The organism is Phyllobacterium sp. CL33Tsu (assembly GCF_900113985.1).
GTDB classification, from domain to species: Bacteria; Pseudomonadota; Alphaproteobacteria; order Rhizobiales; family Rhizobiaceae; genus Phyllobacterium; species Phyllobacterium pellucidum.
The window spans coordinates 388033-402821 of record NZ_FORJ01000001.1; the positions used below are offsets into that span (position 1 = coordinate 388033).

The following is a 14789-nucleotide window of genomic DNA, read 5'->3' on the forward strand; positions in this document are numbered from 1 at the left end:
CACCACCGAAAAATGCTGCATTGCACCATTCAAATCGATTAGCAGAGTAAAACAGCATTAAGCTTTGAAAAGCTTCGTCATTTCAGCGGCTGGAACTCAGCTCGCTTCGCGCAATTGCTCCGCGGTCTGGAGATCAACGGAAACAAGCTGGCTTACACCCTGCTCGCCCATGGTGACGCCGAACAGCCGGTTCATCCGCGCCATGGTGATGGGGTTGTGGGTAATGACCACGAACCGCGTATCCGTGGAGGAAGCCATCTCGTCCATCAAATTGCAGAAGCGCTCGACATTGTGATCGTCGAGCGGCGCATCGACTTCGTCGAGCACGCAGATCGGTGCGGGATTGGTGAGGAACACGGCGAAGATCAGCGCCATCGCCGTCAGCGCCTGTTCGCCGCCGGAGAGTAGCGTCATGGTCTGCGGTTTCTTGCCCGGCGGCCGCGCAAGGATTTCGAGCCCTGCCTCGAGCGGATCGTCGGATTCGATCAGCTGCAGTTCCGCCGTGCCACCGCCGAAGAGATGGGTGAACAGGCGCTGGAACTGGACGTTCACCACCTCGAAAGCTGCAAGCAAGCGCTCGCGACCTTCGCGGTTAAGGCTCTGGATGGCCTGGCGCAGTTTCTTGACGGCCTCAATGATGTCCTCGCGCTCGCTGACGATCGCTTCGAGGCGGGCGGAAAGTTCCTCCTGCTCTTCCTCGGCGCGCAGGTTGACTGCACCGAGCCGTTCGCGCTCGATTTTCAACCGCTCAAGATTTCGTTCGGTCGCGTCCACATCCGGAAGCGGATCATTGGGTCCGAGACCTGTCAGCTTCAAGGCCTCGTGCGGTGCGCAGTGAAGGGCCTCGGTGATGCGCGCTTCGGTATCCTTGCGCCGCTCCTCCGCCGCCGCGAGGCGTTCTTCGGCGCGCGCCCTGCCCTCACGCGCTGTCGCCAGCACCTGAATGGCTTCGGTTGCGGCCCGGTCGAGTTCATGCTGGCGGTTTTCGGCCACGGCAAGCCGGTCTGCGGCATCGCGGCGAAGCAGGTCGGCCTCGGAAAGCTGCGACAGCAAAGTACGGTTGCGATCCTCTATTTCCTCCGGCGCATCCGCCAGTTGCTCGGATTCGCGCTCGGTTTCGAGCCGCCGTTCGATCAGCGATTTGATCTGGCGGTCGGCGTTGTCGGCGCGCCCGATCCAGCTCTTGCGCTCAAATGCAATGGCTTCGAGCCGGCGCATGCGATTGTCCGCCTCGCGGCGCAGCCCGTCATGAATGGAGCGCGCTTCCGACAGTCCGGCGCGGTCCTGCGTTACCTCGCTCGTCAGGTGGGCGAGACGCAAATCGAGGTCCTGCAGGTCGATCGCATGGGCCAGCCTCGTTTCGGCGTCCACATACTGTTCGTGCGCTTCTTCGAGCGTTTCGGCGAGCCGTGTCTTGCCCTCTTCGAGCGCTGCTCGGCGGCTCGACAGTTGGCCCGCCGCCCGCTCGGCCGCTGCCAGCGCTTCGCGTGCGTCGCTCACTGCGCGTTGCGTGCCGCGGACCCGCTCGCGGGCTCCACGTTCGGCATCGACCAATTGACGGACACTGGCTTCCGCGCCGGCAATCGCGGCTTCCGCCTCACGCAGACGTTTGGTTGCCGCCACAACTTCGAGATCGAGTTCTGCCAGCCGGTTCTTCTGGGCAAGCCGCTGCGCCGCCGGCGTTGGTGCATCGGCCCTTGCGGTATAGCCATCCCAGCGCCATAGCGCACCGGAGCGGCTGACTAGCCGTTGCCCGGCCCGCAGCGACGCTTGCAGCCGAGCGCCATCGCCTTCATCGACGACGCCAATCTGCGCCAGACTGCGTGCCAATTGCTGTGGGGCGCGGACAAACTCCGAGAGCGACCGCACGCCGGACGGAAGATCCGGATCACCGCCCCCATTGTCGACTTCGCCCCAGAATACGGGCGCGCCATGATCGGTCGGTGCGTCGAGATCCTCCCCGAGCGCGGCACCGAGCGCAACTTCGTACCCCTTGTCCACCTTGATCGATTCGACAACCGGCGGGAAAAGGTCCGTGCCTCCGGCGTTGATCATCCTGGCAAGCGTATGCGCCTCGGTTTCGATACGGCCAAGCTCAGCACGCGTCTCCTGCAAGGGTTGCCGCAGTTCGGCTTCTCGCTGGCGCGCATCTTCGACGGCAGTTTCGGCAATGATCGCGGACTCTTCGGCCTGCGCCAACTCGGCTTCGGCTGCCTCAACCAGTCCCTGCTTTTCGACCGGGTCTGCCAAGGCCGAGATCTCGCCGATCACACTGGCGAGATCGCGTTCGACATCGCCAAGCTGGCGAACCAAACGGTCGCGGCGCTCCGCGCTATCGCGCATATTGCGCTCGATCTGCGCCCGTTCGGCGGAAGCTTCGGCGCGTTCTGCCGTAAGCTTGGTAAGCGCAGCCTCACTTTCCTTCAGCTTCGCATCGGCGCGTTCGAATTCGGCGCGTGTCGCAATCTCGCGTTCGCCGGCGCCGGCATTTTCTTCGTGAAGCGCCTGTTCTTCTGCCTCGAGCCGAGCGAGAACGTCGGCATTGTCACGGACCATTTGCTCCTCGCGGGCAATGTCCGCCGTAAACTGCACAAGTCGCTTTTCAAGTTCACCCTGACGGGCGCGGATGCGCTCTGCCTCTTCGTTGAGTTGTGCGCGGGCGATGGTAAGGCGTTGAAGAACCGCGGCGGCCTTCGCCTCTGCCTCACGCAGGTCCGGCAGCTTGTGCGCGCCGATGGCCTGTTCCTTGGCGGCATTCATCTGCAGCTGGGCCTGCTCGCCGACGCCCGATGTCGCCACCGACAGCGCCGACTGGGCTTCGCCTTCATGAGCCTTGGCGACCGCCCACTTCAGATGCAACAGGATCGCTTCGGACCGGCGGATATCGGCGGAAAGGCTCCTGAAGCGGTTTGCCTGACGCGATTGCCGGCGCAGGCTTTCGATCTGGGTTTCGAGTTCGCCGACAACGTCTTCAAGCCGCTCGAGATTCTGCTCGGCCGCGCGCAGTCTCAGCTCCGCCTCATGCCGGCGCGTGTGCAGACCAGAAATGCCTGCAGCTTCTTCGAGCAATGCACGGCGGGCTTGGGGCTTTGCCTGAATAAGCTCGCCGATGCGGCCCTGTCCGACCATGGAGGGAGAGCGTGCTCCTGTGGACTGGTCGGCAAACAGCAATTGCACATCCTTGGCGCGCGCATCCTTGCCGTTGATGCGGTAGACGGACCCTGCCTCACGTTCGATGCGGCGCGATACCTGCAGTTCATCGGCATTGTTGAATGCAGAGGGTGCAGTGCGATCCTGATTGTCGAGAAAGAGCGTCACTTCGGCCGTATTGCGCGATGGGCGCGTTCCCGACCCGGAGAATATCACGTCATCCATTCCGGATGCGCGCATGTTCTTGTAGGAATTCTCGCCCATCACCCAGCGCAGCGCTTCGACAAGGTTGGACTTGCCGCAGCCATTGGGGCCGACAACGCCGGTCAGGCCGCCTTCAATGACGAATTCAGCAGGCTCGACGAAGGATTTGAAGCCGAGGAGGCGGAGTTTGGTGAAGCGCATCAGCAGCCCTTCCCGTCACCCGGCGCCCGAATGCAAACGGCGGGCGCACCGAAGCACCCGCCGAAAACTGAACCGGAGGTACTAGAGCAGGCCGTCGATGATCGCCGACATTTCGTCAACCGAAAGGGCTCCCGAGTATTTCGAGCCATTGATAAAGAAAGTCGGAGTTGCATTTACTCCGAATTCATTGGCTCCGCGCTCACGCGCAGCATTCACATCATCCAGAAGTTTTTGGTTCGTCAAGCAAGCCTTGAACGACTCCTGTGTAAAACCGGCCAATTTGGAGATTTGCAGCAAAGGTTCTTCTGCATTTGCTGCGCCCGCCCACTGTTCCTGCTGTGCGAAGAGGATTTCGACCATCGGATAATAGCGATCTTCCGGCGCGCACCGGGCAAGCATGAAGGCGGCTGCAGCACGCGGATCGAACGGGAATTCGCGAAGGATGAGCTTCGCCTTGCCGGTGTCGATGTATTTTTCCTTGATAGTCGGCAGGGTCGTCGTGGCGAAATGCGCGCAGTGCGGGCAAGTCATCGACGCATATTCGACGATGGTGACAGGCGCCTCGGCCTTGCCCATGACGATGTCCTTCAAGGTGCCTGGCGCCATCAGCTTGGCTTCGTCGATCTTGCCCGCCGGTTCTGGGGCTTTCACCGGCGCCGTCCCATCCGCAGGTTTTGCTGCTTCCTGGGCCCATGCCTGGCCGGATGCAAGAGCAATTGCGGCCGTCGAGGCGGCGGCGAGCGCCAGTACGTTTCTGCGGGTGAAGAATTCAGTCATAAGTTCACCTGTCTCCGGTGTTTGATCTGTCTACTGACTCGTTAGAGCCCCATGGCAGTCTCTTTAAGGCAGAGACAGCGTTCTGTCTTTGAATTTTTCGTGAAGGATCAAGGTCCGTTGGTGGCAGCTCAGCGCCCCTTACGCTCCGCATGGATGCTGTTTCCAAGCCGCTCGAGTGCCTCGCGCAATCCGTCATGCTCGATAGGCTCGACGGCATGGCTGATCTTGCGTGAGGTCTCTGCGTCGACGGGCGGCAAGGAACGCTTTTTCACGACGGGCAGCGCGACCGGCTTTTGCTCGATCTTGATGCGCCCGACCGCAGCAAAGCCCAGGAAGGCGTTGACACGGCTAATGATTTCGCCGGTCTCATGCTGAACGCGCATCGCGGTGAATCCCTGGCAAGCAATGACCAAGGTGGCCGGTTGGAACGGATCATCCTCGCGGGCGCGCCGGGGCCAGATGAGTTTCAGCGGGCGGGACAATCCGCCAAGACTCGAGCCGACGACTTCGTCCCACGCCTGGACGAGTTCGATCGTGATCCCGGCCCGTTTGCGCAACACAGGATCGAGGATGCCGGCGGCGGGATCGGCCAAGGGCCGGAATCCTTTCCGCTGTTGGCTATCGTTCATCGGATCATCGCCATCATGTCAGCGGCCATTGTAGCCGCGGAACCACTCTACGAACAAAGGTATGCCTTCTTCCAAGGAAGTCGAGGGCGAAAAACCGAGATCGCGTGCGGCAAGGTCGGTATCGGCGTAGGTGCGCGGCACATCGGCGGGCGGCATGGGCGCAAATTCCTTGGTCGCCTCACGGCCGCATGCCTTTTCGATAATCTCGATAAAGCGCATCAGGGCGACGGGCTTGTTGTTGCCGAGATTATAGACCGGGGCCGTTGCTTCCGGATTGGTCAGGATGCGGTTCATTGCGCCAAGGACGCCATTGACGATATCGTCGATGAAGGTGAAATCCCGTTCCATCTTGCCGTGATTGTAAACCTTTATCGGCTCCCCTTTGAGGATCGCATCCGTAAACAACCAAGGCGCCATGTCAGGGCGGCCGTAGGGGCCGTAAACGGTGAAGAAACGCAGTCCGGTGGACGCAATCTTGTGCACATGCCGGTAAGAATGGGCCAGGAGCTCGCCGGAACGTTTGGTCGCCGCATAGACGGATACCGGATTATCGACAGGATCGCTCTCGGAAAACGGCACTTTGCTGTTGGTCCCGTAGACCGAAGACGAACTCGCATAGACGATGGGCGGTCGCTTTTTCATCCGCAATGCCTGTTCGAAGACCGTGACCTGGCCATGGACGTTCGCGTCGACATAGGCAGCGGGATTTTCGACCGAATAGCGAACCCCCGCCTGGGCGGCCAGGTGAATGACGACATCGGCATCGGTGTCCTCGCCGATCGCAGCGGCGAGTTCGCCGGCATTGGCAATGTTGGCACGCACGAAGCGGATGCCGGCATGTCCATCAAGGGCCGAAAGCCGCGTTTCCTTGAGCGCTACCGGATAGTAGTCATTGACATTGTCGATCGCGACAATCTCGACGCCTTCCGTTGCGAGCCTTCTTGCAACGTGAAAGCCGATAAAGCCTGCGGCTCCTGTGACAATGGCCTTCATCGTTCTCCCGTTTCCCTTTGCGACCTGCCCAAGTTCATGCCCTTGCACCCAGCGCCGCAACGTCAGCCTCGGCGTGTTGGGCAACCTGGGGGATCGAAAGAAATGGTGCATTGCCCGGCATCCAGCAGATCAAGATGGTCACATAGATAAACACCGCGTCGGTGGCGTCGTGGCCGAACATGATCCCCAACATGCCGGTTATGATGTAGCTCGATAGCAAGAGCAACGCGATTGCCGTCGCAAGATCGCGGCCCGGCCCCGGCTCCTTTTGGCGCGCACCGATGATAGGGGTAGCAAGGAGGGCCAGAACACCGAGGACGCCGAGAATGCCGCCATCAACCGCAGCGTTCAAAAGTCCGTTGTGAACATGGGTAAAGGTCATCTGCTTTTCAGGCGGCAGATTCAACACCGCGTTGACCGAGGACATTCTGTTCTGCGGACCCTCGCCGAGAAGCGGCGACTGCAGGAATACCTGCGCGCCGGCCGACCAGAGCATAAGACGGGCCTTCAGCGAGTTGATGTTCTCCTGCGGCTGGTCAAGGTGAGTGATATCGCTTTCGAGCGCATGGTAGCGCTCGGTTACCTTGATCGACGCGACGGAAATGACCGCCACGATCAGGACGGTTCCCACGACCTTCGCCGCATTGGTCAGCGACGGCAACGACTGGCCGCGCAAATACCAATAGAGGATCGCAAAGTGTACCGGCATGACCAGCCAGGCCGATCTCGTCCCCGAAAGAAAAGCGCAAGCCATTCCGCAGGCAAAGCCCAGGATCGCAATCACACGCTCAGTCTTGCTATTTGAGTGGGCGTTGAGTAGCGCGATACTGCCGAAGAGCACAGCAAACAGGCCAAAGACCGCAGCATTGCCGGCGCCGGCTTCAGCGCGCGTGGCAAAGAAAGCTATCTGGACGAGGCTGTAGGCGAGTGCTCCGATCATGCCGATGCCCGCGCCGGTGATCAGGAAGGGTACGAGGCGGCCGGAAACGCCGGCATGAAGCCGCGGAAGTACCGCCCAAACGGCGAGGAACGGGATCATTTTCAGAATGTAGGTGAGGCCGGCTTTCGCATTGGGATGGAGGACGACCGAGACGACCGTAACGACGATATAGAAAGTGACGCACCAGGCGACGCGTTTTTCAGTCGGTGTCAGTTTGAAGGGGAAGCGCTTGAACGCCAGCGAGATAACTGCCCATATGAAGGCAAGGACGAGCGTAACTGACGTCCCACTTGCCAAAAGGCCCGGGAAAAGCGCGAAGAGAAATGTGAAAATGCGATTATTGCGATCGATTCCAATAAAATGCCCCCTGGCGGGGAACATCAAGGGCTTGGTCAACTGATCTGGAAACATTCATGATTCCGAATATTTTTGTTCTTGTACTCGCAGCGGTTCTGTATGAACCGTTGGCCCCGTGTAGCGCAGTTTGAGATTGATGCAACCAATAACCGCCAACCTGCTCGATTGGTATGATTCTCACCACCGGATTCTACCATGGCGCATTTCGCCGCGCGAGCAGAAGGCCGGGAAAGCTGTGGATCCCTACCGCATCTGGCTGTCCGAGATCATGTTGCAGCAGACGACGGTCGAGGCCGTGAAGCCCTATTTCAACGCCTTTGTCGAAAAGTGGCCGACCGTGAAGGACCTTGCCGCTGCCAGTCAGGATGCAGTGCTGCGCGCTTGGGCGGGGCTTGGCTACTATTCGCGGGCGCGCAATCTGAAGAAGTGCGCCGATGCCGTGTGCGCCGATCACGGCGGATCGTTCCCTTCTGATATCAACGGGTTGAAGTCATTGCCGGGGATCGGCGACTATACAGCCGCGGCGATTGCGTCGATCGCGTTCAACAGGCCTGTCGCGGTCGTCGATGGCAATGTGGAGCGTGTTATCAGCCGCCTTTACGCAATCGACACCCCTCTTCCCGCCGCCAAGTCTGAAATCCGCGCCCGCATGCAGGCGCTCACCCCTGACGAACGTCCCGGCGATTTCGCGCAGGCCATGATGGATCTCGGTGCGACAATTTGCACGCCGAAGCGGCCGGCCTGTTTTGTCTGCCCCGTGAAAGAGGGCTGCGAAGCGCTGCAAACGAGCGATCCGGAACTTTATCCCGTCAAGGCGGCCAAGAAGGAAAGGCCGATCCGCCTTGGGGCGGCGTTTGTTGCCGTCTCTGCGAACAACGAAGTTTTGCTGCGCAGCCGCACCGAAACCGGTTTGCTTGGCGGGATGGCCGAGGTGCCCACCACAGCCTGGACAGCGCGGCAGGACGGCGCGACGGATATCGCCAGCGCGCCATTTGCGGCCGACTGGATTGCTGCCGGCAACATCACGCACATTTTCACGCATTTCGAGTTGCGGCTTGCCGTCTTCAAGGCAGGCAATATCCCTGCAATGCAAAACCTTGACGGTTGGTGGGTAAAAATCGAAAAACTTTCAGCCGAGGCGTTGCCTACGATCATGAAAAAAGTCATTGCAGCAGCCATCCCCCACGCTTTTGCAAAAAGAGGTAAGGACGTATGATACCCGTCAAGCATATCGTTTTCGACATTGGCCAGGTTCTCATCCACTACGAGCCCGATGCCGCTTTTCGGGAACTCATTCCGGACGCCGCCGAGCGGAAATGGTTCTTTGACAATATCTGCACGCATGAATGGAACATCGAACAGGACCGTGGCCGCAAATGGGCCGATGCCGAGGCGCTGCTGATTGCGGACTTTCCCGACCGGGAAGATCATATCCGCTCCTTTCGCAAGAACTGGCACATGATGATCACTCATTCGATCGATGGCAGCGTCACGATCCTGCGCCAGCTCATCGCCGACGGTCATGACGTCACCATGTTGACCAATTTCGCGTCTGACACGTTACGCGAGGCCTGGGAACGCTTTCCCTTCTTGACCGAGAGCCGCGGCGTAACCGTTTCAGGCGATATCGGGCTGATCAAGCCGGACAAGGCCATCTACGATCACCATGTCGCGGCCTTCAACCTTGATCCAGCTGCAACACTGTTCATCGACGACAGCGCCAGGAACGTCGCGGGGGCACAGGAGGCTGGCTGGCAGTCCGTGCAATTCACCGGTCCAGAGGCGCTGAAGGTAGATCTCAATAATCTCGGCATTCGCGTCTGACCGCCAAAGACGAAACGCTCAGGCAGAAGCCTGAGCGTTTCGGATCAGAACGGCACTGGAGGTCCGCGTCCGATCGGAACGTCAGCCTCCGGCTGTCGTCATGCCGCTTCGCACCTGCTTGCGTAACTCGTCGATCGGCTTGAGAACGCCTGCATCTTCATAGTGCCAGAAAGTCCAGCCGTTGCAGGCATCGAGGCCTTGCGCCTTTGCGCCCATCCGGTGGATGGAGCCCGCATCGCCACCTGCCGTGACCGTGCCGTCGGCCCTGATGATGGCCGCGTGACGGCGCCGCGCATCGCTGAGGATGGCGCCGGGTTTCAACAGGCCGGACTCGACGATACTGCCAAAGGCGACGCGCGGCTCGGCGCGCTTGCCGGTCATGACCGTGAGTTCAGCCCCAGCCAGCGGCTCCACGGCAGCGATGCGAGCCGTCGCAGCATCGATATATTTCTGCTCGCGCTCGATGCCGACGAAATGTCGCCCGAGGCGCTTTGCCACCGCGCCCGTGGTTCCCGAACCGAAGAAGGGATCGAGAATGACGTCGCCGGGTTTTGACGATGCCATGAGAATGCGGGCAAGCAGGGCTTCTGGCTTCTGCGTTGGGTGGATCTTGTCGCCATTCTCATCTTTCAGACGCTCCGCACCGGTGCAAATGGGAAAGAGCCAGTCCGACCGCATCTGCAGGTCGTCATTGGCAGCCTTCATCGCCTCATAGTTAAATGTGTAGCCCTTGGACTTCTGGTCGCGCGATGCCCAGATCATGGTCTCATGCGCATTCTGGAAGCGGCGGCCGCGAAAGTTCGGCATGGGATTGTTCTTGCGCCAGATGATGTCGTTGAGCATCCAGAAGCCCAGATCCTGCATCATCGAGCCGACGCGGAAAATATTGTGATAGGACCCGATGACCCAGATCGTGCCGTTGGGCTTGAGAACGCGTCGGCACGCCAGCAGCCAGGCACGGGTGAAGGCATCATAGGCCTGAAAGCTTTCGAACTGGTCCCAGTGGTCATCGACCGCATCGACCTTCGACTGGTCGGGCCGATGCAGGTCACCATCGAGCTGCAAATTGTAGGGCGGGTCGGCGAAGATGATATCGACGGAATGATCCGGCAGCCGATTGAGGGCGGCCACGCAGTCACCCTTTAAAATTGTATCGAGCCAGGAGGATTGCGGCGCTGCCTGGGGCAGTTCATTCACGAGACGAACAACGGACATGGGGTACTCGACTACTGGGGACGCATTACAGAGCCTCATGGTTACCGGACGCGGTAAATTTCGCGTTAAGAGCCGGCGTTATGCGGGAAACTGTTCGTGGTGCACAGCGCCCCAACCTTTCGGGGCGGGATGGCGGGGGTAAGTTCAGCGCCGCCCTCATCGCCACAGCCCCGCTTTTCTTTGACGCCCGGCCAATTAGCGTGTAGTCGATGCCGGTAAATCCCCCAAGCGACCGAAATGCTGCACGATGGCAGCGCTATTTTCACGAACAGGTATGATTTAATGGAACCACAGCTCATTATTTTCGACTGCGATGGCGTGCTCGTCGATTCCGAATTCCTTGCCGCACAGGTCGAGTCCAAGCTCCTGACCGATGCAGGCTATCCGATCGAACCCGAAGACATTGCCGAGCGCTTTGCCGGCCTGACCTGGACCGACATCCTGCTTCAGGTCGAGAAGGAAGCAGGAATTCCAATTTCCGCGCAGTTGATCGAAGAATCCGCCAAGCAGATGGATTATAAGCTGCGCAACGAGCTCAACGTCATCGATGGCGTCGAGCAGGTCGTTGCCGCGCTGAAATATCCGAAATGCATCGCCTCGAACTCTATCAGTTCCTCGCTCAAGATGATGCTGGAGCAGAGCACGCTCTACGATCTGTTTGCCCCGCACATCTTTTCGGCGCGTGAGGTCGGATCGCAGAAGCCGAAGCCGGCGCCGGATGTCTATCTCTTTGCGGCGCGGCATTTCAACGTAGATCCAGCGCGGGCGATCGTCATCGAAGACTCGACACATGGGGTTCACGCGGCCCGGGCAGCGGGCATGCGGGTTATCGGCTTTACCGGCGGCGCCCACACCTATCCGGGTCATGCAGACAAATTGACGGATGCCGGTGCTGAAACAGTCATCAGCCGCCACCGCGATCTGCCGGCCGTGATCGAAGCCATGTCGGTGTGGTCGGAAGCCGTTTGATCCAGCCTCAGTCAAAAAGAAGACGGCCGGTATTTCCACCGGCCGTCTTTGTTGACGATCTAGTTCTTTTTCTTTGTTTTTGCCTTGGCGCTATCGTCCGGACCTTCGTCGAAGCCGACAAACACCTGAACGTTGCGGCTCGCCGGCTTGGGGAAGCTCACGTTCGGATCGTTGAAGATGAACTGGGTGGCCGCGCCACTGTCGTTGACCGCAACCGCCTGCCTGCTCAGCTTGGAGTAGACAACATCGGAGCCCTGGATGACGGCAACACGGATTGGCACCGTTACCGTACCGGGCGTGAACTTCGCCCCGGGAACGATCTTGCCCGAAACGGCGACAGTCATGGTCATCGTCGTGTCGTCCGAATTGCAAGAGCGGGTTTCGTCCGACATGGATGCCTGATAAATCAGGTTCGCCGGGTTCTTGTCGGCGGTCTTCCCGTAATTGTTGATGACCGAGGTTCCCTCGCGGATCGTGACGGGTGGGCAGAAGGCGCGCAGTTGCGAGGCGGTGAGGCGCTTGTCGGCCTCGGCGGTGGCCTGGGCCTTCGGGGAGTTCGTGTCCACGGTCCCGCCGCTCGTCGAACAGGCCGCAAGACCCGCAGCAAAGACCAATGCACAAATTGGGGCGCAAAGTTGATAGAAGGGCAGAGTTTTTTGTGTTTCTGACTTCATGAACTGAACTTTCCTCGTAGAACGAACCTTGACGAACGAACGTGTTCTATATCAACGGTTCGATGAGAATGCGACGGGGCTGCGCAAGCTTTTTGCCAAGGCGGCGCGTGCATCCAAAGGCAAGGGATATTTGAGATGAAATACGTTAGTACACGCGGCGAAGCGCCGGTTTTAGGATTTTCCGATGCCCTTCTCGCCGGCCTTGCGCGCGATGGCGGGCTCTATCTGCCCCAGGAATTTCCACAATTTTCTGCAGACGAGATCCGTTCGCTGCGGGGCAAGACCTACGCCGAGATCGCGATTTACGTGCTGACGCCATTCATTGCCGGCGATATCGACCAGGCCGATTTCGAGGCGATGGTACACGAAGCCTACGCCACCTTCCGCCATGAGGCGGTCTGCCCTTTGGTCCAGACCGGACATAATGAGTTCGTGCTCGAGCTTTTCCATGGTCCGACGCTCGCATTCAAGGATGTGGCGATGCAGCTTCTGGCGCGGCTGATGGATTACAGTCTTGCCAGGCGGGGCGAGCGGGCGACCATCGTCGGCGCAACGTCCGGCGACACGGGCGGTGCGGCTATCGAGGCCTTTGCCAACCGCGACCGGACCGACATCTTCATTCTGTTTCCGCACAACCGCGTCTCGCCCGTGCAGCAGCGGCAAATGACGACGTCAGCAGCGTCCAATGTTCATGCGCTCGCCATCGATGGCAATTTCGACGATTGCCAATCGCTCGTCAAAGGCATGTTCAACGATCTCAACTTTCGCGACGCGCTCTCGCTCTCCGGTGTCAATTCGATCAACTGGGCGCGGATCATGCCGCAGATCGTCTATTACTTCACGGCGGCGCTCAGCCTCGGCGCTCCCGACCGCCCAGTTTCGTTCACTGTGCCAACCGGCAATTTCGGTGATATTTTTGCAGGTTACGTTGCAAAGCGCATGGGACTTCCGATCGAACGCCTCGCCATTGCCACCAACGACAACGATATACTTGCCCGGACGCTGGAGACCGGCAATTACGAAACGCGTGGCGTGGTACATACGACCTCGCCATCGATGGACATCCAGGTTTCGTCGAACTTCGAACGCTTGCTCTTTGAAGCGCACGGCCGTGACGCGGCCTCGGTGCGGCGCCTCATGGACGGCCTCAAACAATCCGGAAGCTTCTCGATCGCCGAAAAGGCACTCGGCTTCATCCGCTCCGAATTCGATGCCGGCCGCTCCAGCAAGGCGGAGACAACCGGGGTTATCGCGAGCGTCCTGAAGCAGTCCGGCTATCTGCTCGATCCGCATTCGGCCATCGGCCTGAAGGTAGCACGCGAAGTTCTGCGGTCGACGGCGCCAAGCGTTGTCCTTGCCACGGCTCATCCGGCCAAGTTCCCGGATGCCGTGAAGGAGGCAAGCGGTGTCCATCCAGACCTGCCACTCTGGCTGGGTGATCTCATGCAACGAAAAGAACAGTACACGGTACTTCCCAACGACCTTAAAAATGTGGAAGAGTATGTGAGCCGGCATTCAAGAGCGGCAAAGTAAGGAGCATTGCATGGGCGTTGAAATCAGTCGCCTCTCCAACGGTTTGACGATTGCGACAGAAACAATGCCGCATGTGGAGAGCGTAGCCCTTGGCATTTGGGTCAAGGCAGGGTCACGGAACGAGGCAAGCAACCAGCACGGTATAGCCCATCTTCTCGAACACATGGCCTTCAAGGGCACCGAGAACCGCTCCGCCTGGAAGATCGCCGCCGATATCGAGGATGTGGGCGGTGAAATCAATGCCGCGACCAGCGTCGAGACCACTTCGTATTATTCTCGCGTCCTGCGCGATGACATGCCGCTCGCGATCGACATTCTCGCCGACATCATGACGAGTTCGAAGTTCGACGCCGAGGAACTCGAGCGCGAAAAGAACGTCGTCATGCAGGAGATCGGTGCTGCGCACGATACGCCCGACGATGTGGTTTTCGATCGCTTCACCGAAGCGGCCTTTCAGAACCAGACCATTGGACGTACCATCCTTGGCACGCCGGAGACCGTCCAATCCTTCTCGTCGGCCGACCTTCGCCGCTATATGGACGAGCAATACAGCGCCGAGCGCATGGTCGTCGTCGCCACCGGCGGCGTCAAGCACGACGAATTCGTCCGAGAGGTCGAAAAGCGCCTCGGTTCGTTCCGGCCGAAATCGACGGCCCCGGAACCCGAAATCTCCCACTATGTCGGCGGCGATTTCCGCGAACAGCGCGAATTGATGGACGCCCAGGTGGTGATCGGTTTTGAGGGCCGCGCCTATCATGTGCGCGATTTCTATGCCTCGCAGCTTTTGGCGATGATCCTCGGTGGCGGCATGTCTTCGCGCCTCTTCCAGGAAGTGCGGGAAAAGCGGGGCCTGTGCTACTCGGTCTATGCGTTCCATTGGGGGTTCTCCGAGACCGGCGTTTTCGGGGTCCATGCTGCAACCGGGCGCAATCATTTGAAAAAGCTCGTACCCGTGATCATAGACGAGCTGCACGCTGCTGCCCGCAATATCAGCCAGGAGGAATTGAACCGGGCACGGGCGCAATATCGGGCGAGCCTGCTGATGTCGCATGAAAGCGCAGCAAGCCGCGCCGGACAGATCGCACGCCAGATGCTTCTCTACGGCAATCCGATATCGACCGACGAACTGGTCGAGCGTCTCTCGAAGATCACTGTTGAACGTTTGACCGACCTTGCCGGACGCCTGTTCCTCGACACGACGCCTACAGTCGCTGCGGTCGGCCCGATCGGTTCCTTGATGAAGTTCGCCGATATCCGTCATGGACTGACTGCCCCAGCGTCGAGCCCGAGAAAGATAGCGGTCTGACGGCGATCCGGAGCGGC

General features: G+C 59.7%; 12 protein-coding genes. 5 read left to right on the top strand and 7 right to left on the bottom strand.

Annotated features, from left to right (window positions below):
• Positions 1 to 96 precede the first annotated feature (96 nt).
• From BM074_RS01950 to BM074_RS01970, 5 genes are all read right to left on the bottom strand, one after another.
• A complete protein-coding gene (locus BM074_RS01950; RefSeq protein ID WP_091919416.1) occupies positions 97 to 3555 on the bottom strand; it encodes a chromosome segregation SMC family protein in 3459 nt (1152 codons plus the stop codon).
• A gap of 81 nt (positions 3556 to 3636) precedes the next feature.
• Complete coding sequence (locus tag BM074_RS01955) at positions 3637 to 4332, bottom strand: DsbA family protein (RefSeq protein ID WP_091919417.1); 696 nt, start codon at positions 4330 to 4332, stop codon at positions 3637 to 3639.
• Between the two features lie 128 nt (positions 4333 to 4460).
• On the bottom strand, positions 4461 to 4961 hold the full coding sequence (locus BM074_RS01960) for a DUF721 domain-containing protein (RefSeq protein ID WP_027230053.1): 501 nt from the start codon (positions 4959 to 4961) through the stop codon (positions 4461 to 4463).
• Between the two features lie 18 nt (positions 4962 to 4979).
• A complete protein-coding gene (locus BM074_RS01965) occupies positions 4980 to 5954 on the bottom strand; it encodes an SDR family NAD(P)-dependent oxidoreductase (RefSeq protein ID WP_091919419.1) in 975 nt (324 codons plus the stop codon).
• Between the two features lie 34 nt (positions 5955 to 5988).
• The gene (locus BM074_RS01970; protein ID WP_091919420.1) at positions 5989 to 7305 is read right to left on the bottom strand and encodes an O-antigen ligase family protein; all 1317 of its coding nucleotides are present in this window, start codon (positions 7303 to 7305) and stop codon (positions 5989 to 5991) included.
• A gap of 82 nt (positions 7306 to 7387) precedes the next feature.
• On the opposite strand from BM074_RS01970, the gene mutY reads away from it, so the two are divergent.
• Positions 7388 to 8467, top strand: coding sequence for an A/G-specific adenine glycosylase (gene mutY / locus BM074_RS01975; RefSeq protein WP_091919422.1), 1080 nt, complete (start codon positions 7388 to 7390; stop codon positions 8465 to 8467).
• On the top strand, positions 8464 to 9075 hold the full coding sequence (locus BM074_RS01980) for an HAD family hydrolase (protein ID WP_091919423.1): 612 nt from the start codon (positions 8464 to 8466) through the stop codon (positions 9073 to 9075). Before mutY ends, BM074_RS01980 begins: the two co-directional genes overlap by 4 nt.
• Before the next feature lie 81 nt (positions 9076 to 9156).
• Here the strand turns inward: BM074_RS01980 and BM074_RS01985 are convergent, their stop codons facing one another.
• Positions 9157 to 10290, bottom strand: a complete 1134-nt coding sequence (locus BM074_RS01985; protein WP_027230057.1) for a site-specific DNA-methyltransferase — start codon at positions 10288 to 10290, stop codon at positions 9157 to 9159.
• 282 nt (positions 10291 to 10572) lie between these two features.
• Here BM074_RS01985 and BM074_RS01990 point away from each other — a divergent pair, with 282 nt between their 5' ends.
• Positions 10573 to 11259, top strand: coding sequence for an HAD family hydrolase (locus tag BM074_RS01990; RefSeq protein WP_027230058.1), 687 nt, complete (start codon positions 10573 to 10575; stop codon positions 11257 to 11259).
• 59 nt (positions 11260 to 11318) lie between these two features.
• Here BM074_RS01990 and BM074_RS01995 read toward each other — a convergent pair whose 3' ends face one another.
• Positions 11319 to 11933, bottom strand: coding sequence for a hypothetical protein (locus BM074_RS01995; RefSeq protein WP_091919425.1), 615 nt, complete (start codon positions 11931 to 11933; stop codon positions 11319 to 11321).
• Positions 11934 to 12068: 135 nt separating this feature from the next.
• Between BM074_RS01995 and thrC the strand changes: the two genes are divergently transcribed.
• Both thrC and BM074_RS02005 read left to right on the top strand, forming a co-directional pair.
• Positions 12069 to 13466 carry a threonine synthase gene (gene thrC / locus BM074_RS02000; protein ID WP_091919426.1) on the top strand — a complete coding sequence of 466 codons (1398 nt, stop codon included), beginning with the start codon at positions 12069 to 12071 and terminating at the stop codon, positions 13464 to 13466.
• Between the two features lie 10 nt (positions 13467 to 13476).
• Positions 13477 to 14772: a M16 family metallopeptidase gene (locus BM074_RS02005; protein WP_027230061.1), complete on the top strand. Its 1296-nt coding sequence runs from the start codon at positions 13477 to 13479 to the stop codon at positions 14770 to 14772.
• The last annotated feature ends 17 nt before the right edge of the window (positions 14773 to 14789 follow it).